This window comes from Serratia sp. CY82433 (genome assembly GCF_052166535.1).
Classification (GTDB): Bacteria; Pseudomonadota; Gammaproteobacteria; order Enterobacterales; family Enterobacteriaceae; genus Serratia; species Serratia sarumanii.
The window spans coordinates 161,452-179,778 of record NZ_JBJNOR010000005.1 but is presented as its reverse complement, the minus strand read 5'-3'; the positions used below and the strand labels follow the sequence as shown (position 1 = coordinate 179,778).

Genomic DNA, 18,327 nt, shown 5'->3' with positions numbered 1-18,327 from the left:
CCGATGCTGATGAAACACGCCGCCACGGTACGCTGGCAACTCTGGATAGTGGCATTCGGCTTCTTTATGCAGACGCTGGATACCACTATCGTCAACACCGCCCTGCCCTCGATGGCCGCCAGCCTGGGGGAGAACCCGCTGCGCATGCAGTCGGTGATCGTCTCCTATGTGCTGACGGTGGCGGTGACGCTGCCAGCCAGCGGCTGGCTGGCGGACAAGATCGGCGTACAGCGGGTGTTTTTCAGCGCCATCCTGCTGTTCACCCTCGGCTCCCTCCTCTGCGCCCGTTCGGAAACCCTGAACGAGCTGATCGCCTCGCGCGTGCTTCAGGGCATCGGCGGCGCGATGATGGTGCCGGTCGGCCGCCTGACGGTGATGAAGATCGTGCCGCGCGAGCAGTATATGGCGGCGATGACCTTCGTGACGCTGCCGGGGCAAATCGGCCCGCTGATGGGGCCGGCGCTGGGTGGCTTCCTGGTGCAATACGCCAGCTGGCATTGGATTTTCCTGATCAACATTCCGGTGGGCATCGTTGGCGCCATTGCCACGCTGTTGCTGATGCCCAACTACCAAATGCAGACCCGCCGCTTCGATCTCAGCGGCTTTATCCTGCTGGCGATCGGCATGGCGGCGCTGACGCTGGCGCTCGACGGCCACAAGGGCATGGGGCTGTCCGGCGGCGCCATCGCCGGCCTGGTGGCGCTGGGCGCGGCGGCGCTGTTGGGGTATGTTTGGCATGCCTACGGCAATAGCCGCGCTCTGTTCTCGCTGCGGCTGCTGCGCACCCCGACTTACAAGATCGGGCTGCTGGCCAGCCTGCTGGGGCGCATCGGCAGCGGCATGCTGCCGTTCATGACGCCGCTGTTTCTGCAGGTGGGCATGGGCTTCACGCCGTTCCACGCCGGGCTGATGATGATCCCGATGATCATCGGCAGCATGGGCATGAAGCGCATCGTGGTGCAGGTGGTCAACCGCTTCGGCTACCGTAACGTGCTGGTGGCCGCCACGCTGCTGCTGGCGCTGGTCAGCTTGAGCTTCCTGCTGGCGGCGATGCTCGGCTGGCTGTGGCTGCTGCCGGTGGTGCTGTTCTTCCAGGGGATGGTCAACTCGCTGCGCTTCTCGGCGATGAACACCCTGACGCTGAAAGATCTGCCGGACCGGCTGGCCAGCAGCGGCAACAGCCTGTTATCGATGGTCATGCAGCTGTCGATGAGCCTTGGCGTCAGCGTCGCCGGCATCTTGATCGGCAGCTTCGCCCATCATCAGGTGGTGGCCGATAGCCCGGCCATTCACAGCGCATTTATTTACAGCTACTGCTGTATGGCGTTGATTATCGCTCTGCCCGCGCTGGCCTTCGCGCGCGTGCCGGCCGATAGCGCGCCCAACCGCACGCTGACCAAAGAGCCGGGTACCGGCTCAACGAGGTTGCAATGAGGATAGGCATTACCGGGAAACTGTTCCTGGCCATTTTCGCTACCTGCATGCTGGTGTTGATCACCATGCATTGGGGGGTGCGCGTCAGCTTTGAGCGCGGCTTTATCGATTACATCAAGAGCAGCAACGAGCAACGCATCAATATGCTGAGCGAAGCGCTGGAGGAACAGTACAGCCACCATGGCAACTGGATATTCCTGCGCAACAACGATCAGGTGGTCTACCAAATCATGCGTTCGTTCGAGCAGAACAGCGACAGCAGCCACAATCTGCCGCCCAAGGGCTGGCGCACCCAGTTTTGGGTGGTGGACAGCCAGTTCAATCGTTTGGTCGGGCATTCTGGCCCCCTGCCGAAAGAGGGGCCGCGCCACCCGATCCGCTACAACAACCAGATCGTCGGCTGGGTGCTCACCACCCCGGTCGAGCGCCTGACGCGCAATACCGACATCAACTTCGATCGCCAGCAGCGGCGCACCAGTTGGATTATCGTCGCGCTCTCCACCCTGCTGGCGGCGGCGGTGACCTGGCTGCTGTCGCGCGGCATGCTGGCCCCGGTCAAGCGTCTGGTGGCGGGCACCCACCGCCTGGCGGCGGGCGATTTCACCACCCGCGTGGCGGTCAGCAGCCAGGATGAACTGGGCCGGCTGGCGCACGACTTCAACCAGCTGGCCACCTCGTTGGAAAAAAACGAGCAGATGCGCCGCGCCTTTATGGCCGACGTATCGCACGAGCTGCGCACGCCGCTGGCGGTGCTGCGCGGCGAACTGGAAGCGCTGCAGGACGGCGTGCGCCAGCCGACGCCGGCGTCGCTCAGCTCGCTGCAGGCCGAGGTATCCACCTTGACCAAACTGGTCGACGATCTGCACCAGCTGTCGCTCTCCGATCTCGGCGCGCTGGCCTATCGCAAATCGTCGGTGGACTGCGTGCACCTGCTGCAGATCGCCGTCGCCGCCTTTCGCGAACGCTTCCGCGCCAAAGGGCTGGAGATCGTCACCCATCTGCCGCCCCAGGCGCCGCTGTTCGGCGATCCCGATCGCCTGAACCAGCTGTTCAATAACCTGCTGGAAAACAGCCTGCGTTACACCGACGCCGGCGGCCGGCTGGAGATCGGCGCCGAGCTGCAGCCGGGGCGGCTGCTTCTCTACTGGCAGGACAGCGCGCCGGGCATCAGCGATCAGCAGCTGACGCGCATTTTCGAACGTTTCTACCGGGCGGAAGGTTCACGCAACCGCGCCAGCGGCGGTTCCGGGCTGGGGCTGGCGATCTGCCACAACATCGTGGAAGCGCACGACGGGAAAATCCGCGCCGAGCATTCGCCTTTAGGTGGCGTGCGCATTACAGTAGAATTTGCTACCCCGATAAAAAATAAGGCGCCCTGATGGACATTCAGAATCAACCCGTGCAGATCATGATTGTTGAAGATGAGCCCAAGCTGGGCCAGCTGCTGGTGGATTATCTGCAGGCGGCGGGCTACGCCACCCGCTGGCTGACCAACGGCAACGAGGTGGTGCCGACCGTGCACCAGCATCCGCCGGCGCTGATCTTGCTCGACCTGATGCTGCCGGGCGCCGACGGGCTGACGGTGTGCCGCGAGCTGCGCCGCTTCAGCGACGTTCCGATCGTGATGGTGACGGCGAAAATCGAAGAGATCGACCGCCTGCTGGGGCTGGAGATCGGCGCCGACGATTACATCTGCAAACCCTACAGCCCGCGCGAAGTGGTGGCGCGGGTGAAAACCATCCTGCGCCGCAGCTATCGGCCGCAGGAGAGCGCGCGGGAAGATGACCTGCTGCACATCGATGAACCGCGCTTCCAGGCCAGCTATCAGGGGCAGTTGCTGGATCTGACGCCGGCGGAATTCCGCCTGCTGAAAACGCTGGCCAGCCAGCCGGGCAACGTATTTTCTCGCGAGCAGCTGCTGAACAACCTGTACGACGACTACCGGGTGGTCACCGACCGCACCATCGACAGCCACATCAAAAACCTGCGCCGCAAGCTGGAGCTGATCGACGGGGAAAAATCCTTTATCCGCTCGGTATACGGCGTGGGCTACCGCTGGGAAGCCGAGCCCTGCCGGCTGGTGAATGGGGTTTAGGGGGAAATCAGCGCGTCCAGTCTTCAACCGCCAACCCGGGCACCATGGCGAATGCGCGATCGTTGGTCACCAGCGTCGCGCCACGGCTCTGCGCGTGCGCGGCGATCAGTTGATCCAGCGCGCCCATGATTTTGCCCTTTTTCTCCATGTTCGCGCGCATTTCACCGTAGCAGCGGGCGGCCTCGCTATCCCATGCATAGACCGTCACCGCGGCAAGAAAGGCCTCGACCATGCTTTGCAACGCCTTGTTCCGCCGTTTAGCCACACCGTAAAGCAGTTCCGCCTCCGTGACGCTGGAAATACATACGGCAGAAGGCGGGAGCTTTTCCATGACGTTAAGCACCTGCGGATGCTGCCGAAACAAGTGGCTGACGGTGTTGGTATCAAACATGTACATCGCCTACTCTTCCTCTGAGAATGGATCGCGGTCTGCAACCCCTTGCTGACGATCTTCCGCGCCAAGAAACTCTTGCGGCACCGGCGTTTGGGCGATAATGCTCAGCAGCGGTGCCCAGCTGTCCGGCTTTGCCGGATATTTGGATAAAATCACGTTGCCCTCCCGATCGCGACGGATATAGACACGATCCGTATCAAATTCAAATTCCACCGGTAACCTCACCGCCTGATTTCTGCCGTTTTTAAACAGCTTTGCGATTCTTTCCATCTCGACAACCTCCACAGCAGGCATAGGCCAAAGCATATGCCTGTAGCGTGTCGATGCCAAGATGTATCGCTCATTTTTCATCCATATTGACGAAACGGCCAAACCGTAACGCACAATCTCACGGGGTGAAACCCTGTTCCCCTTGTTATGCGGCGCACTGCGCAATCACCGCGCCTTCCCTTAGCTTCCCGTGCGGCGCCAGGTTCACCGAATGAAAACTCCGCGCCGGCGCAAAAAAACTGCGCATTTTTTCGACTAAGCTGCTGTGAGGTTTAGCCGCCGATTTTCAAGCGATTGGCTACACTTACATCACGAATCGGAACCTACAGGAGAAGAACCATGGCAATCGGTCATTATGAGCTGAAAAAAGCAAAGAACGGGCAGTACCACTTCAACCTGAAAGCCAGTAACGGCGAGAGCATTCTGGCCAGCGAAATGTACGCCAGCAAAGCCTCGGCGGAGAACGGCATCGCTTCGGTGCAGACCAATTCACCGCACGAAGCGCAGTACGAACTGAAGCACAGCGCCAGCAATCAGCCCTATTTTGTGCTGAAGGCAAAGAACCATCAGGTGATCGGCGTCAGCGAAATGTACAGTTCCGAAAGCGCCGCCAAAAACGGTATCCAATCGGTGATGAAAAACGGCCCGACCACCGATATCCGCGATTTGAGCGCCTGATCTTTCCCTTTCTCCCGCGCGGTGGCCCGCCGCCGCGCATTTTCCGTTTGACCAAGATCAATCTCCCCTGAATAAATCCGGTTAACTGCTGATTTATTGCCGCGCTGCGGCTACAATTCCCCGCTTTTACTGCGCCATCAGGTGGCGTGGTGCTGACCTGAAATCAGACCGAGACACACTATGTTTACACCGGAACTTCTCTCCCCGGCCGGAACGCTGAAAAACATGCGTTACGCCTTCGCGTACGGCGCCGATGCGGTTTACGCCGGCCAGCCGCGCTACAGCCTGCGGGTGCGCAACAACGAGTTCAACCACGAGAATCTGGCGCAGGGCATCAATGAAGCCCATGCGCTGGGCAAAAAATTCTACGTGGTGGTAAACATCGCCCCGCACAACGCCAAGCTGAAAACCTTCCTGCGCGATCTGAAGCCGGTTATCGATATGGGCCCGGATGCGCTGATCATGTCCGATCCCGGCCTTATCATGATGGTGCGCGAAGCCTTCCCGCAGATGGATATCCACCTGTCGGTGCAGGCCAACGCCGTTAACTGGGCGACGGTGAAGTTCTGGCAGCAAATGGGCCTGACCCGCGTGATCCTCTCGCGCGAACTGTCGCTGGAAGAGATCGCCGAGATCCGCGCCGAAGTGCCGGACATGGAGCTGGAGATCTTCGTGCATGGCGCGCTGTGCATGGCCTACTCCGGCCGCTGCCTGCTGTCCGGCTACATCAACAAGCGCGATCCCAACCAGGGCACCTGCACCAACGCCTGCCGCTGGCAGTACAAAGCGGAAGAAGGCAAAGAGGACGACACCGGCAATATCGTGCACCTGCACGAGCCGATCCCGGTGCAAACCGTCGAGCCGACGCTGGGCATCGGCGCGCCGACCGACAAGGTGTTCATGCTGTCTGAAGCGCAAAAGCCAGGCGAATATATGAGCGCCTTCGAAGACGAACACGGCACCTATATCATGAACTCCAAGGATCTGCGCGCCATCCAGCACGTGGAGCGTCTGACGCAGCTCGGCGTGCACTCGCTGAAGATCGAAGGCCGCACCAAATCCTTCTACTACTGCGCCCGCACCGCCCAGGTCTACCGCCGCGCCATCGACGACGCGGCCGCCGGCAAACCCTTCGATCCGACTCTGCTTACCACGCTGGAAGGCCTGGCGCACCGTGGCTACACCGAAGGCTTCCTGCGCCGCCACGTGCACGAAGCGCAGCAGAATTACGACTACGGCTCCTCGCTCTCCGAGCGCCAGCAGTTCGTCGGCGAATTCACCGGCGTGCGCCGCGATGGCTGGGCGGAAGTCGACGTGAAGAATAAGTTCGCGCTCGGCGACAGCGTCGAGATGATGACGCCGGGCGGCAACGTGGTGTTCACCCTCGAAAGCATGCAAAATAAGAAAGGCGAGCCGATTGAGGTGGCGCCGGGCAACGGCCATATCGTTTATTTGCCGATCCCGCAGGATATCGATCTCAATTATGCGTTGCTGATCCGCAATTTGGCGGAAGAAAATAGCGCCGAGGCATAAAAATGAATCGCCGTCATTCGGCGGCGATTTTTAGCAAATATTAGAATTGGATCACATCAATGTGCGCGCAGCTTGGTTACTATCACGCTGCTTAAAACGAACAACGAAAATATTTGCATAGCAATACTAGGAACCACCTCCTTAGCCGGCCCAATCTCCCTTGGGCTGGCTTTTTCTTTATGGGTGCGCCTATTTTTTTCGCCGCGCCGATTTCCATAACTTATTCCCGTTATCCGTTTTAATAATAATAATCACGTCGCCTCGATATATAAATAACGCTACAGCGATTAATCCTCTCGTCTTTAAAACCTGGCTTATTTCCGGGTAAAATTCAGATAAATTCGCCTTGTTTCTTATTCACTGAACGCCGGGAAATAACCAGAATTAGCTGAATATTCTGATGGCCTGGTGGCGGCAGCTGGTTTATCTTGAGGCATTCTTGGTTTTCCGCCGGAGGATATCGGCAATGCCTCAACACTCACATGCGCCCGCCCTGCTTATCATCAACGGCAAAGGCGCCGGTAACGAAGAGCTGCGTCAGGCGGTCAAACGCCTGCGCGCAGAGCAAATCACGCTGCACGTGCGCGTAACCTGGGAGCACGGCGACGCCGCGCGCTATGTCGCAGAAGCCACGCAGCTCGGCGTCGGCACCGTCGTCGCCGGCGGCGGTGACGGCACCATCAACGAAGTGGCCGCCGCGCTGGTGCAACTGCCGGCGCACAACCGCCCGGCGCTGGGCATCCTGCCGCTCGGCACCGCCAACGACTTCGCCATGGCCTGCAACATCCCCCCTTCGCCGGAACAGGCGCTGCAGTTGGCGATCAAGGGCCGCTCGGTGCCGATCGATCTGGCGAAGGTCAACGGCGAGCGCTACTTCATCAACATGGCCACCGGCGGCTTCGGCACCCGCATCACCACCGAAACGCCGGAGAAGCTGAAGGCGGCTCTCGGCGGCGTGTCCTACTTCGTGCACGGCTTGCTGCGCATGGATACGCTGCAGGCCGACCGCTGTGAAATCCGCGGGCCGGACTTCCGCTGGGCCGGCGAGGCGCTGGTGATCGGCATCGGCAACGGCAAGCAGGCAGGCGGCGGCCAGGAGCTGTGCCCCAGCGCGCTGATCAACGACGGCCTGCTGCAGCTGCGCCTGCTGATCGCCGATGAGCTGCTGCCGGCGCTGGTCGCCGCCCTGTTCAACGACGAAGAGAGCAACAGCATCCTCAGCGCGGCGCTGCCGTGGCTCGAGATCGACGCGCCGCATGAGATGACCTTCAACCTCGACGGCGAACCGCTCAAGGGTCGCCATTTCCGCATCGAAGTGCTGCCGCAGGCCATCGAATGCCGCCTGCCGCCTAACTGCGCCCTGCTGGGCTGACCTTGTCGGGCGCAGCCGCTGCGCCCGACACCTTGCTGTTCCCAATCGCCCAGCAGAACACCGAGTGGTTCGAGATCGAATAATCAATCGTTTAGCGCGCCGGGGGCGATCGTCCCCGCGTATTTGGCCTCGCAAATGGCATTTCCTCTCAATCGCATCTATTGTTTGTCCTTGCCGGATCCAGTTCGGTAGTATCGCTTTACAGCTTCAATCACCGCTTTTTTACTGCGCCGGTGGTCAAAAACCCTTGCATTACCGGTGTATGAAGAAGCTTAATCGGGAGTGAATCATGACTGATATTGTGCAGTTGCTAGGAAAGGAAGCGGAAGATCTGCTGCAACACCGCTGTACCACTATCCCCGCCGAGAATCTCTACCTGCCGGGCGACGACTTCGTTGACCGCGTAATGGTCGATAACAACCGCCCCAACAGCGTGCTGCGTTCGATGCAAACCCTGTTCAACCACGGCCGCCTGGCCGGCACCGGCTACCTGTCGATCCTGCCGGTCGATCAGGGCATCGAGCACTCCGCCGCCGCCTCGTTCGCCGCCAACCCGCTGTATTTCGATCCGAAGAACATCGTCGAGCTGGCGATTGAAGCCGGCTGTAACTGCGTCGCTTCCACCTACGGCGTGCTGGCGTCGGTATCGCGCCGCTACGCGCATAAAATTCCGTTCCTGGTCAAACTCAACCACAACGAAACGCTGAGCTACCCGACCCAGTACGACCAGACCCTGTACGCCAGCGTCGAGCAGGCGTTCAACATGGGCGCGGTGGCGGTCGGCGCCACCATTTACTTCGGCTCCGAGCAGTCGCGCCGCCAGATCGAAGAGATCTCGATCGCCTTCGAGCGCGCGCATGAGCTGGGCATGGTCACCGTGTTGTGGGCCTATCTGCGCAACCCGGCATTCAACAAGGACGGCGTGGACTACCACTCCAGCGCCGATCTGACCGGCCAGGCCAACCACATCGCCGCCACCATCGGCGCCGACATCGTCAAACAGAAAATGGCGGAAAACAACGGCGGCTACCGCGCGGTGAAATTCGGCTATACCGACGATCGCGTCTACACCAAGCTGACCACCGATCACCCGATCGATCTGGTGCGCTACCAGTTAGCCAACTGCTACATGGGCCGCGCCGGGCTGATCAATTCCGGCGGCGCCGCCGGTGAGAACGATCTGCAGGAATCGGTGCGCACCGCGGTGATCAACAAACGCGCCGGCGGCATGGGCCTGATCCTGGGGCGCAAGGCGTTCAAGAAATCGATGAAAGACGGCGTGGCGCTGATCAACGCCGTGCAAGACGCCTACCTGGACAAGAAGGTCACCATCGCCTGATGTGACGGACCACCTGTCCCCAAGCCCGGTTCGCCGGGCTTTTTTATGCATCGAGGGAGGTCTTGACAAGGAAATAATGCAACCGAATGTATTTTATGAGCAAAAATAAGAGCTGGTTTTTATTTAATCCCCCTGGGCTTTTTTTATTCCAAATATGCGAAAGAGAACGACATAAATCATTAAAGATTGAAAGTTAACCTTATCAAATTTCAAATTCCCCACCTTTTCCGAAAACACAAAAACTTAGCGCATTAATAATTATTATAGTTCATTGTTATTTATGGACTTTTGACTAAATTTTACGCTAGTTAACCCACATTTTTATGGTGGTGCCATCATGAAAGTCAATATTGTAATCATCTCCCTGCTCATCCTTTCGCTATCGTCTTGCGCGCTATTTAAATCTCCGGCCTCTAGGCATGAGTTGAAACCTGGAGAAACGTATTGGTTTGACTATGACTCAACAAGAAGCAGCGCCATTTATATTCCCGCAGACTCAAATATCAAGTACTGCGTGGCTCCACCGCCTGATGTCGCGCAGTCCGTTATTGCCGCGCTGAAAGCTGAAATGAGCACGGAACAAATTCAAAAAGTCAGTGGCGATGCAGAGTTCAGCACCGCCGTAGTCGATCTGGCTCGGCGTACCACCACGGTAAATTTTATCCGCGATACGTTGTATCGCGTCTGCGAAGCCAGACTACAAGGCCCGCTCACCGCGACGGAAAAAGAAATTTTCCTGGCCGCGATAGCCGCCGCCAAAGATATGGCAATCGCTGAAAAAGACAAACAAAAGCAAGAACTGGCCCAAACGGCCGAAAGAAACGGTGCTTCCGTAGAGACAATACAAAAGATTCTCGAGCAGTAACAGAAACACGCTAACAACGGCGATTTCCGTATCCCCCCTACCCAAAGCCCGGTTCACCGGGCTTTTTTGTGCCCGCGCTCTCCCCCTCATGCCACAGACCTTCTCTTTCTTTCATTTTAAACTTTCAAAATAAAATATTTATCTTTCAAATTGTGATCTATTTAAAACAAATGGCCCAACAAAGTGACTACTGTAAGGCCCATGGCGACAGAGCCGCCGTTCGCTCCAGGCCATATCAGTCCATTACAGGAGAACATAATGATTGAGCTAATCACCCACGGCGCCGAGTGGTTTATCGGCCTGTTTCAGAAAGGCGGTGAAGTGTTTGTCGGCATGGTGACCGGCATTTTACCTTTGTTGATCAGCCTGTTGGTTATCATGAACGCGCTGATCAAATTTGTTGGCCAGGAACGTATCGAACGATTGGCGCAGCGCTGCGCGGGCAACCCCGTGTCGCGTTATCTGCTGCTGCCGCTGATCGGCACCTTTGTCTTCTGCAACCCGATGACCCTCAGCCTGGGGCGCTTCATGCCGGAGAAATACAAGCCGAGCTACTACGCGGCGGCCTCCTACAGCTGCCACTCGATGAACGGCCTGTTCCCGCACATCAATCCGGGCGAACTGTTCGTTTACCTCGGCATCGCCAGCGGCCTGACCACCCTCGGCCTGCCGCTCGGCCCGCTGGCGGTGAGTTATTTCCTGGTGGGGCTGTTCACCAACTTCTTCCGCGGCTGGGTCACCGATCTCACCACCAGCCTGTTCGAACGCAAGATGGGCATCCGTCTGGATCGCCAGGTGCAACTTTAATTCGTGGAGTGCAGCATGAGTGCTTATATCCGTATTGAAAAAGGCGCCAGCGGCTGGGGCGGCCCCCTGGAGCTGCCGATAGAGCCCGGCAAGAAAGTGGTGTACATCACCGCCGGCACCCGACCTTCGATCGTCGATCGCCTCAGCGAATTGACCGGCTGGCCGGCCGTCGACGGCTTCAAAGAAGGTGAACCGCCGGCGGAAGAGATCGGGGTGGCGGTGATCGACTGCGGCGGCACCCTGCGCTGCGGCCTGTACCCGAAACGCCGCATTCCGACGGTCAACATCCACGCCACCGGCCAGTCCGGCCCGCTGGCGCAGTTTATCCTCGAAGACATCTATGTCTCCGGCGTGCGCGACCACAACATCAGCCGAATCGAAGCGGCAGATAGCCAACCCGCCGCCACCGTTGCAGCGCCGCCCAAGGCGCGCGACTACGACACCAGCAAGAAGATCACCGAGCAAAGCGACGGGCTGCTGGCGAAGGTCGGCATGGGCATGGGATCGGTGGTGGCGGTGTTCTTCCAGGCCGGGCGCGACACCATCGACACCGTGCTGAAGACCATCCTGCCGTTTATGGCGTTCGTCTCGGCCTTGATCGGCATCATCATGGCCTCCGGCCTCGGGGACTTTATCGCTCACGGCCTGACGCCGCTGGCCAACAGCCCGATCGGCCTGGTGACGCTGGCGCTGATCTGCTCATTCCCGCTGCTGTCGCCGTTCCTCGGCCCCGGCGCGGTCATCGCCCAGGTGATCGGCGTGCTGGTCGGGGTGCAGATCGGCCTCGGCCATATTCCGCCGCAGCTGGCGCTGCCAGCGCTGTTCGCCATCAACGCGCAGGCCGCCTGCGACTTCATTCCGGTCGGCCTGTCGCTGGCGGAAGCCAAGCAGGACACCGTGCGGGTCGGCGTGCCTTCGGTGCTGGTCGGCCGCTTCCTTACCGGCGCGCCGACGGTGTTGATCGCCTGGGCCGCCTCGGCCTTCATTTATCAATAAGCTGATTTCCTGGGAGACGTTTATGCACACCATTTTTCACACCACCATCACGCAGATCGGCGGCTGCGCCCGCGACGCGTTGCTGGACAACATGCTGATCACCTTCCGTGAAGGCGCCCCGGCGGATATCGAAGAGTTCTGCTTCATCCACCGCCACGGCGCGACCGCCGGCGAGCTGCAGGTCGGCGGCGTGATGGAACTGGCGCAGCGGCGCTACGCCATCACCGCCGTCGGCAGCGTCGCCACGCAGAATCTGCGCGAGCTGGGCCACATCACCGTGCGCTTCGACGGCGAAGCCGAAGCCGAATTCCCCGGCTCGATCCACGTATCCGGCCCGACGCCGACCGATATCCCGTTGGGCAGCACGCTGTCATTTATCGCATAAGGAGTAGACCATGTCTGAAGTAGCTGTAGTGATTGGCGGCGGCCAAACGTTAGGCGCCTTTTTGTCCCACGGGCTGGCGCAGGCCGGTTATCGGGTGGCGGTGGCCGATCTGAACGCCGACAATGCCAATCAGGTGGCACAGCAGATCAACGAAGCGTTTGGCGCGGGCAGCGCCTGCGGTTTTCAGGCCGACGCCACCGACGAGCAGAGCGTGATGGCGCTGGCGGCGGCGGTTGACCGGGCGTTCGGCCAGGCCAACCTGCTGGTGTACAGCGCCGGCATCGCCAAGGCGGCGCCGATCACCGATTTCCCACTGGGCGACTTCGATCGCTCGCTGCAGGTGAACCTGGTGGGTTATTTCCTCTGCGCCCGCGAGTTCTCGCGCCTGATGATCCGCGACGGCATCGCCGGGCGCATCATTCAGATCAACTCCAAGTCCGGCAAGGTCGGCAGCAAGCACAACTCCGGCTACAGCGCCGCCAAGTTCGGCGGCGTGGGGCTGACGCAGTCGCTGGCGCTCGATCTGGCGGAGTACGGCATTACCGTGCATTCGCTGATGCTCGGCAACCTGCTGAAGTCGCCAATGTTCCAGTCGCTGCTGCCGCAGTACGCGCAAAAACTGGGCATCGCGCCGGACCAGGTGGAGCAGTACTACATCGACAAGGTGCCGCTGAAGCGCGGCTGCGACTACCAGGACGTGCTGAACACCCTGCTGTTCTACGCCAGCGACAAGGCCTCTTACTGCACCGGCCAATCGATCAACATCACCGGCGGCCAGGTGATGTTCTGACGCCATCGATGCCCCCTTCGGCGGAAGGGGGCCTAAGGAGAACCCCATGACTCAAGCTCTGATCGCCTTCGCGCTGCTGGCCTGGCTGCTGCAAATCGCCTTCGGCTGGTGGCAACTGCAGCGCTTCAACCGCGCCTTCGACGGCCTGTGCCGGCTGGGCGCCGTCGGCGTCGGCCGTTCCGGCGGCCGCTTCCGCCCGCGAGTGGTGCTGGCGCTGGCCTTCGACGCCGATCGGCGGGTGTGCGGCAGCCTGTTGCTGCGCGGCCTGACCGTTTTCGCCAGGCCCCGCCCGCTGCCTCGATTGCACGGTTTGCATCAGCGGGATTTGCGCCCGGATGTGATCTTCCCCGAGGATCGCGCATGCCAGTCTGCACTATCGTTAGCGATTGAACCCAAATCGTGATATTTTCACATTAAAAGACATTACCTTTCATAGTGAATTATTCAGCGAGGGGAAATGCCCAACTCTTGTGAACGGGAATCGCGATGAAACCAAAGCAGCGGCAGGCCGCTATCCTTGAATATCTGCAGCGGCACGGCAAAACGGCAGTGGATGCCCTGGCCGAGCATTTCTCCACCACCGGCACCACCATCCGCAAGGATCTCACCCTGCTGGAAGAAGAAGGCGAGGTGATCCGCACCTACGGCGGCGTGGTGCTCAGCCGCGACGACGGCGATCAGCCGATCGACCGCAAAACCCATATCAACACCGAGAAAAAACGCCACATCGCCAGCGCCGCCGTGGCGCTGATCGCCGACGGCGACTCGCTGATCTTCGACGCCGGCAGCACGGTGCTGCAGATGGTGCCGCACCTGGCGCAGTTCAATAACATCACGGTGATGACCAACAGCCTGACCATCGTCAACGCGCTGGTGGAGCTGGACAACGATCAGACCATCCTGATGCCGGGCGGCACCTACCGCAAAAAATCGGCCTCGTTCCACGGCAGCCTGGCCGAATCGGCGTTTCAGCAGTTCAGCTTCGACAAGCTGTTTATCGGCGCGGACGGCGTCGATCTCAACGCCGGCGTCACCACCTTCAACGAAGTGCACAACGTCAGCAAAGCGATGTGCGAAGCCGCCGGCCGCATTATTCTGTTGGTAGATTCCTCGAAATTCGGCCGCAAGAGCCCGAACGTGGTGTGCGAACTCAGCGCCGTCGACACGCTGATCACCGACCGAGACATCAACCCCGATTACCTCGCCGCGCTGCAGGCGAAAGGCATCAATATCCTTCTGGTAGGAGACCCTGATGAGTAACGCCAACGCCCTGCTCGCCTTCGCCCGCGAAACGCTGGAGATCGAGCTGACCGAAGCGCAACGCCTGCTGGCGCGCCTGGACGACAACTTCGTCTGCGCCTGCGAACTGCTGCTGAACTGCCGTGGCAAAGCGGTGATTTCCGGCATCGGCAAGTCCGGCCATATCGGCAAGAAAATCGCCGCCTCGCTGGCCAGCACCGGCACGCCGTCGTTCTTCGTGCACCCGGCGGAGGCGCTGCACGGCGATCTCGGCATGATCGGCGCCGACGACGTGGTGGTGTTCATCTCCTACTCCGGCCGCGCCAAAGAGCTGGATCTGATCCTGCCGCTGCTGGCGGAGAACGGCATTCCGGTAATCGCCGTCACCGGCGGCAAAGAGTCGCCGCTGGCGCAGGCCGCCGCCTGCGTGCTGGATATCGGCGTCGAGCGCGAAGCCTGCCCGATGGGGCTGGCGCCGACCTCCAGCGCGGTCAACACGCTGATGATGGGCGATGCCTTGGCGATGGCGCTGATGCGCCAGCGCGGTTTCAACGCGGAAGATTTCGCCCGCTCGCACCCGGGCGGCAGCCTGGGGGCGCGCCTGTTGAACCGCGTGCATCACCTGATGCGCACCGGCGATCGCCTGCCGCGCGTGAGCGAAAGCGCCAACGTGATGGAAGCGATGCTGGAGCTGAGCCGCACCGGGCTCGGGTTAGTGGCGGTCTGCGACGCGCAACAACGGGTGGTGGGCGTGTTTACCGACGGCGACCTGCGCCGCTGGCTGGTGAAGGGCAACAGCCTGCAGGATCCGCTCAGCCCGGCGATCACCCGCCCCGGCTATCGGCTGCCGGAGCAGTGGCGCGCCGGCGAGGCGCTGGAAGCGCTGCACGAACAGCACATCAGCGCGGCCCCGGTGGTCGATATGGACGGCGTGCTGGTAGGGGCGCTCAACCTGCACGATCTGCATCAGGCCGGCATCGGCTGATCAACGCCGGGGGCGCCGTCACCGGCGCCCCCGGTCAGATCATTTCCAGTCGGGATTGTTCTCGAACTGTTGCTTCAGCAGCGCTTTCATGTCGTCATCCGGCTTGCCGAGCCACTGATACTTGGCGTATTTCTTCGGATGGTCGACGGCTTCCGGCCGGTCTTCCACCGCCACTCGCACGCCCCAGGCCTGGGATTTGTCCGCGCTGAACGCCACGATCAAAAAGTTGTTGCCGCAGTCGTGCGGTTTGCACAGATTGCCGACCAGATACTCTTTGCCCTTCCAGCTCAGGTTCTGCGCCGGCGTCGAGGTGCCGACGCCCTTGCGCGCCCAGCCCGGCATCCGCGCCTGGCCTTTCACCATGTTTTGCCAGCTGGCCTGATACCCCGGCTGCTGAATCAAATCCGACGTGGTGACGATCTGCTGAGCAAAGCTGCCCGCGCTGAAGCTGAGCAGTGCGCCGAAGAGGGCGCAACGCAGCGCCTGGTGTCCCGTCATAGTCCTTCTCCCTAGGTTAAATCAGGTTTCGCCCGTCAAACCGGGCCTGAACTAGTCAGACCACGGTTGCGGCAAAAAGTTGACTCACCACCAGGCGTGGAAATGATGCACCGGCCCGATGCCGTGCCCCACTTCCAGCGTGTCCGCCTGTTGCAGTGCTTGTTGCAGGTAGTCCTTGGCGGCGGTTACCGTAGCCGCCCAGTCGGCATGGCGCGGCCGTAGCGCCGCCAGCGCGGCCGAGAGCGTGCAACCGGTGCCGTGGGTGTGGCGGGTGGCGACGCGCGGCGCGGTAAAGCGCTGCTCGCCTTCTGCGGTAAACAGCCAGTCCGGGCTCTCGCTTTCGCTCAGGTGGCCGCCCTTCATCAGCACCGCCCGGCAGCCCATCGCCAGCAGCGCTCGCCCCTGCTCGCGCATCTGCGCTTCATCTTCCGCCGGCGCGCACGCCAGCAGCGCCGCCGCTTCCGGCAGGTTCGGCGTAATGATCGACACCAGCGGCAACAGCTCGCGCCGAATAGACGCCACCGCCTCCGGCGCCAGCAACGGATCGCCGCTTTTCGCCAGCATCACGGTGTCCAGCACCACGAATTCCGGCCGGTAATGGCGCAGCCGTTCGGCCACCGCCTGCACGATGTCGGCGTTGGCCAGCATGCCGATCTTGACGCTGTCGATGCGCACGTCGCTGAACACCGAGTCCAGCTGCGCGGCGACGAACGCCGGATCGATGTAATACACCGACTGCACGCCGCGGGTATTCTGCGCCACCAGCGCGGTGATCACCGAGGTGCCGTAGGCGCCGAGCGCAGAAAAGGCCTTCAAATCGGCCTGAATGCCGGCGCCGCCGCTGGGATCGGTGCCGGCGATGGTCAGCGCGTTAATGCGTTTCATCACAGATCCTCCCCGCGCAGCTGATACAGGGAATCGAGGAACGCCGGCGTAAAGCTGCCCGGCCCGCCGGCCTGCCTGGCCGCGAGACCGCCGCAGTGGGACATCACCCGGCAGGCGGTCGCCACGTTGTCCAGGCGATCGCCCGGCAGGGCGCAAAACGCCGCCGCCACCGCCGACAGCGCGCAGCCGGTGCCCACCACCCGCGTCATCAGCGGGGAACCGCCTTCGATCGCCCAATCGCGTTGGCCGTCGGTGACGTAATCCACCGCGCCGGTGACCGCCACCACCGCGCCACTGCGCTGCGCCAGCTCACGCGCGGCGGGCAATGCCGCCAGCGAATCGTCGCCGCTGTCCACGCCGCGGCCGCTGGCCAGCAACCCGCTGAGCGCCATGATTTCCGAGGCGTTGCCGCGTATCGCCGCCGGTTTCTCGTCCAGCAGCTGTTTAGCAAAGGCGGTGCGGTAGGAGAGCGCGCCGACCGCCACCGGATCCAGCGTCCAGGGCTTACCGGCCTGATTGGCCGCGGCCACCGCCGCCCGCATCGATTCGGCGCGCAGCGCATTGAGGGTACCGACGTTGATCAGCAGGCCGTCGGCCAGCGCGCTGAACTGCGCCGCCTCTTGCGGCTCCACCACCATCGCCGGGGAGGCACCGAGCGCCAATAGCACGTTGGCGGTCAGCGATTGCACCACTTCGTTGGTCAGGCAGTGGATCAGCGGAGGCCGCTGTTGGAATTGGGTCAGACAGGCCGCGGCGCGCGCGCCGGGTAGTGCATCAGGTCGAGCGATCATATTCCTCCCAACCGGCGTTCAAGAAGGCGGCGCCGGCTGGGCGGCCGTGACTTCCCTACGCTGGCATTATCCAGATCAGGTAATACGGGTATTTCTCAGCCTTCACGTAGAAGGGCACCCCGAGTCATGAAAATCAATAGGTTGTGATCAACGTTGCGTTAATCCCTGCAGGGGATCATGCCAGCGGCGGCGCGGACAAACAAGCGAATAAATTGGCTCGCGCCTAAGCGATGTTCCCCTCTTTTCCCGCCAGATACAGGCTCAGCACGCCGGGCAGCTCCGCCAGCGTGAACGCCACGCTCTGCGGCGCTGTCTTGAAGATATGGTGCAGCGTGCCGGCCACCAGGCTTTGCAACAGCCGGGTTTGCTGCAGGATCTCCGCTTCGGCGGTTTCGGGGCGGCGCAGCTGCAGCACTCTGGCGATCAGCGCCAGGAAGCTGGACTTTTCGTCCGGGAGGTTCATTTCCCGCATCACCGGCAGGTAGTCGGTGTGCTCGCGCAGGTACTGCGCATAGGGTGAAAACAGCCGCTGGATTACCTCTTCAGCGGAGAGGCGCCGCCACTCGTCGTCACTGGCCAACGCCATGTCGCGGATCAGCGCCTCGACCGACTCGGTATGCCGATCCGCCAGCGCCTTGATCACTGCGTGACGATCGGGAAAGAAGTGATACATCGAGCCGATGGAGGTTTTGGCGTGCTTGGCGAGCCGCTGCATGCTGAGCGCCGCCAGCCCGTCCTGCGCCACGATCGCCGCCGCCGAATCCAGAATGGTTTGTACGCGTTGCCGCCCTCTTTCCTGCTGCGGCTCTCGCCCGGTGATGTGTTCGTCGATTTGCATATTCGTTTCTGCCCGCTGTCATCAACGCATTATACCCATTTGCCGCCGCGAAGGCAGGGCGACACAAAAAACTAGATCAATACCTCTAGTTTAGAGTAGAGTATTTATTCTAGTTTACCCTGACGCAAGCGTG

General features: G+C 61.1%; 21 protein-coding genes and 1 riboswitch. Of the genes, 15 read left to right on the top strand and 6 right to left on the bottom strand.

What is annotated here, in order from left to right; translation table 11 throughout:
- Nucleotides 1–3 precede the first annotated feature (3 nt).
- From mdtD to baeR, 3 genes are read left to right on the top strand one after another with little or no spacing between them, the layout of a single operon-like run.
- A complete protein-coding gene (mdtD, locus tag ACJ8PI_RS20565) occupies nt 4–1,434 on the top strand; it encodes a multidrug transporter subunit MdtD (protein ID WP_049213353.1) in 1,431 nt (476 codons plus the stop codon).
- Nucleotides 1,431–2,813, top strand: a complete 1,383-nt coding sequence (baeS, locus tag ACJ8PI_RS20560) for a two-component system sensor histidine kinase BaeS (RefSeq protein ID WP_033635541.1) — start codon at nt 1,431–1,433, stop codon at nt 2,811–2,813. Before mdtD ends, baeS begins: the two co-directional genes overlap by 4 nt.
- Entirely contained in the window at nt 2,813–3,529 is a 717-nt protein-coding gene (gene baeR / locus ACJ8PI_RS20555; RefSeq protein ID WP_033635542.1) for a two-component system response regulator BaeR, read from the top strand. Before baeS ends, baeR begins: the two co-directional genes overlap by 1 nt.
- A gap of 7 nt (nt 3,530–3,536) precedes the next feature.
- Here baeR and ACJ8PI_RS20550 read toward each other — a convergent pair whose 3' ends face one another.
- Complete coding sequence (locus ACJ8PI_RS20550) at nt 3,537–3,926, bottom strand: type II toxin-antitoxin system VapC family toxin (protein WP_041036282.1); 390 nt, start codon at nt 3,924–3,926, stop codon at nt 3,537–3,539.
- 3 nt (nt 3,927–3,929) lie between these two features.
- Nucleotides 3,930–4,193: an antitoxin gene (locus tag ACJ8PI_RS20545; protein ID WP_004941563.1), complete on the bottom strand. Its 264-nt coding sequence runs from the start codon at nt 4,191–4,193 to the stop codon at nt 3,930–3,932.
- 339 nt (nt 4,194–4,532) lie between these two features.
- Between ACJ8PI_RS20545 and ACJ8PI_RS20540 the strand changes: the two genes are divergently transcribed.
- The 12 genes from ACJ8PI_RS20540 (at nt 4,533) to gutQ (ending at nt 15,182) form a co-directional block, all read left to right on the top strand.
- On the top strand, nt 4,533–4,871 hold the full coding sequence (locus ACJ8PI_RS20540; RefSeq protein WP_033635544.1) for a YegP family protein: 339 nt from the start codon (nt 4,533–4,535) through the stop codon (nt 4,869–4,871).
- Between the two features lie 180 nt (nt 4,872–5,051).
- On the top strand, nt 5,052–6,404 hold the full coding sequence (gene trhP, locus ACJ8PI_RS20535) for a prephenate-dependent tRNA uridine(34) hydroxylase TrhP (protein ID WP_164134638.1): 1,353 nt from the start codon (nt 5,052–5,054) through the stop codon (nt 6,402–6,404).
- Nucleotides 6,405–6,870: 466 nt separating this feature from the next.
- Nucleotides 6,871–7,776: a lipid kinase YegS gene (gene yegS, locus ACJ8PI_RS20530; RefSeq protein ID WP_033635546.1), complete on the top strand. Its 906-nt coding sequence runs from the start codon at nt 6,871–6,873 to the stop codon at nt 7,774–7,776.
- 289 nt (nt 7,777–8,065) lie between these two features.
- Complete coding sequence (gene fbaB, locus ACJ8PI_RS20525) at nt 8,066–9,115, top strand: class I fructose-bisphosphate aldolase (RefSeq protein ID WP_074026990.1); 1,050 nt, start codon at nt 8,066–8,068, stop codon at nt 9,113–9,115.
- A 337-nt stretch (nt 9,116–9,452) separates the two neighbouring features.
- The gene (locus tag ACJ8PI_RS20520; protein WP_033648847.1) at nt 9,453–9,980 is read left to right on the top strand and encodes a hypothetical protein; all 528 of its coding nucleotides are present in this window, start codon (nt 9,453–9,455) and stop codon (nt 9,978–9,980) included.
- A gap of 258 nt (nt 9,981–10,238) precedes the next feature.
- Nucleotides 10,239–10,787 (top strand): PTS glucitol/sorbitol transporter subunit IIC, encoded by a 549-nt coding sequence (srlA, locus tag ACJ8PI_RS20515; protein ID WP_004941528.1) that lies wholly within the window; start codon nt 10,239–10,241, stop codon nt 10,785–10,787.
- Between the two features lie 15 nt (nt 10,788–10,802).
- Nucleotides 10,803–11,783, top strand: a complete 981-nt coding sequence (srlE, locus tag ACJ8PI_RS20510; protein ID WP_033635556.1) for a PTS glucitol/sorbitol transporter subunit IIB — start codon at nt 10,803–10,805, stop codon at nt 11,781–11,783.
- Nucleotides 11,784–11,805: 22 nt separating this feature from the next.
- Nucleotides 11,806–12,168, top strand: coding sequence for a PTS glucitol/sorbitol transporter subunit IIA (gene srlB / locus ACJ8PI_RS20505; protein ID WP_021504438.1), 363 nt, complete (start codon nt 11,806–11,808; stop codon nt 12,166–12,168).
- A 10-nt stretch (nt 12,169–12,178) separates the two neighbouring features.
- A complete protein-coding gene (gene srlD / locus ACJ8PI_RS20500) occupies nt 12,179–12,958 on the top strand; it encodes a sorbitol-6-phosphate dehydrogenase (protein WP_041036296.1) in 780 nt (259 codons plus the stop codon).
- A 46-nt stretch (nt 12,959–13,004) separates the two neighbouring features.
- On the top strand, nt 13,005–13,361 hold the full coding sequence (gene gutM / locus ACJ8PI_RS20495) for a transcriptional regulator GutM (protein WP_033648849.1): 357 nt from the start codon (nt 13,005–13,007) through the stop codon (nt 13,359–13,361).
- A gap of 83 nt (nt 13,362–13,444) precedes the next feature.
- Nucleotides 13,445–14,218 (top strand): glucitol operon DNA-binding transcriptional repressor SrlR, encoded by a 774-nt coding sequence (gene srlR / locus ACJ8PI_RS20490; RefSeq protein WP_033635559.1) that lies wholly within the window; start codon nt 13,445–13,447, stop codon nt 14,216–14,218.
- The gene (gene gutQ / locus ACJ8PI_RS20485; protein ID WP_016926691.1) at nt 14,211–15,182 is read left to right on the top strand and encodes an arabinose-5-phosphate isomerase GutQ; all 972 of its coding nucleotides are present in this window, start codon (nt 14,211–14,213) and stop codon (nt 15,180–15,182) included. The genes srlR and gutQ overlap by 8 nt, the downstream gene beginning before the upstream one ends.
- Before the next feature lie 39 nt (nt 15,183–15,221).
- Here gutQ and ACJ8PI_RS20480 read toward each other — a convergent pair whose 3' ends face one another.
- From ACJ8PI_RS20480 to ACJ8PI_RS20465, 4 genes are all read right to left on the bottom strand, one after another.
- The gene (locus tag ACJ8PI_RS20480; protein WP_033648850.1) at nt 15,222–15,680 is read right to left on the bottom strand and encodes an inhibitor of vertebrate lysozyme family protein; all 459 of its coding nucleotides are present in this window, start codon (nt 15,678–15,680) and stop codon (nt 15,222–15,224) included.
- An 84-nt stretch (nt 15,681–15,764) separates the two neighbouring features.
- Nucleotides 15,765–16,565, bottom strand: a complete 801-nt coding sequence (thiD, locus tag ACJ8PI_RS20475) for a bifunctional hydroxymethylpyrimidine kinase/phosphomethylpyrimidine kinase (RefSeq protein WP_060436619.1) — start codon at nt 16,563–16,565, stop codon at nt 15,765–15,767.
- Nucleotides 16,565–17,356 (bottom strand): hydroxyethylthiazole kinase, encoded by a 792-nt coding sequence (gene thiM / locus ACJ8PI_RS20470; protein ID WP_060436615.1) that lies wholly within the window; start codon nt 17,354–17,356, stop codon nt 16,565–16,567. Before thiM ends, thiD begins: the two co-directional genes overlap by 1 nt.
- A gap of 35 nt (nt 17,357–17,391) precedes the next feature.
- A riboswitch (TPP riboswitch) is annotated at nt 17,392–17,488 on the bottom strand.
- Between the two features lie 91 nt (nt 17,489–17,579).
- Nucleotides 17,580–18,194 carry a TetR/AcrR family transcriptional regulator gene (locus ACJ8PI_RS20465; RefSeq protein WP_049194890.1) on the bottom strand — a complete coding sequence of 205 codons (615 nt, stop codon included), beginning with the start codon at nt 18,192–18,194 and terminating at the stop codon, nt 17,580–17,582.
- Nucleotides 18,195–18,327: the final 133 nt, after the last annotated feature.

Bases quoted from the DNA above. Each gene is read 5' to 3' on its own strand.
- ACJ8PI_RS20465 (WP_049194890.1), bottom strand. From the start codon at position 18,194: ATGCAAATCGACGAACACATCACCGGGCGAGAGCCGCAGCAGGAAAGA.
- srlR (WP_033635559.1), top strand. From the start codon at position 13,445: ATGAAACCAAAGCAGCGGCAGGCCGCTATCCTTGAATATCTGCAGCGG.
- mdtD (WP_049213353.1), top strand. From the start codon at position 4: ATGCTGATGAAACACGCCGCCACGGTACGCTGGCAACTCTGGATAGTG.
- ACJ8PI_RS20540 (WP_033635544.1), top strand. From the start codon at position 4,533: ATGGCAATCGGTCATTATGAGCTGAAAAAAGCAAAGAACGGGCAGTAC.
- trhP (WP_164134638.1), top strand. From the start codon at position 5,052: ATGTTTACACCGGAACTTCTCTCCCCGGCCGGAACGCTGAAAAACATG.
- srlA (WP_004941528.1), top strand. From the start codon at position 10,239: ATGATTGAGCTAATCACCCACGGCGCCGAGTGGTTTATCGGCCTGTTT.
- gutM (WP_033648849.1), top strand. From the start codon at position 13,005: ATGACTCAAGCTCTGATCGCCTTCGCGCTGCTGGCCTGGCTGCTGCAA.
- ACJ8PI_RS20480 (WP_033648850.1), bottom strand. From the start codon at position 15,680: ATGACGGGACACCAGGCGCTGCGTTGCGCCCTCTTCGGCGCACTGCTC.
- baeS (WP_033635541.1), top strand. From the start codon at position 1,431: ATGAGGATAGGCATTACCGGGAAACTGTTCCTGGCCATTTTCGCTACC.
- ACJ8PI_RS20550 (WP_041036282.1), bottom strand. From the start codon at position 3,926: ATGTACATGTTTGATACCAACACCGTCAGCCACTTGTTTCGGCAGCAT.
- srlD (WP_041036296.1), top strand. From the start codon at position 12,179: ATGTCTGAAGTAGCTGTAGTGATTGGCGGCGGCCAAACGTTAGGCGCC.
- baeR (WP_033635542.1), top strand. From the start codon at position 2,813: ATGGACATTCAGAATCAACCCGTGCAGATCATGATTGTTGAAGATGAG.
- gutQ (WP_016926691.1), top strand. From the start codon at position 14,211: ATGAGTAACGCCAACGCCCTGCTCGCCTTCGCCCGCGAAACGCTGGAG.
- thiD (WP_060436619.1), bottom strand. From the start codon at position 16,565: ATGAAACGCATTAACGCGCTGACCATCGCCGGCACCGATCCCAGCGGC.
- ACJ8PI_RS20545 (WP_004941563.1), bottom strand. From the start codon at position 4,193: ATGGAAAGAATCGCAAAGCTGTTTAAAAACGGCAGAAATCAGGCGGTG.
- srlE (WP_033635556.1), top strand. From the start codon at position 10,803: ATGAGTGCTTATATCCGTATTGAAAAAGGCGCCAGCGGCTGGGGCGGC.
- yegS (WP_033635546.1), top strand. From the start codon at position 6,871: ATGCCTCAACACTCACATGCGCCCGCCCTGCTTATCATCAACGGCAAA.
- fbaB (WP_074026990.1), top strand. From the start codon at position 8,066: ATGACTGATATTGTGCAGTTGCTAGGAAAGGAAGCGGAAGATCTGCTG.
- thiM (WP_060436615.1), bottom strand. From the start codon at position 17,356: ATGATCGCTCGACCTGATGCACTACCCGGCGCGCGCGCCGCGGCCTGT.
- srlB (WP_021504438.1), top strand. From the start codon at position 11,806: ATGCACACCATTTTTCACACCACCATCACGCAGATCGGCGGCTGCGCC.
- ACJ8PI_RS20520 (WP_033648847.1), top strand. From the start codon at position 9,453: ATGAAAGTCAATATTGTAATCATCTCCCTGCTCATCCTTTCGCTATCG.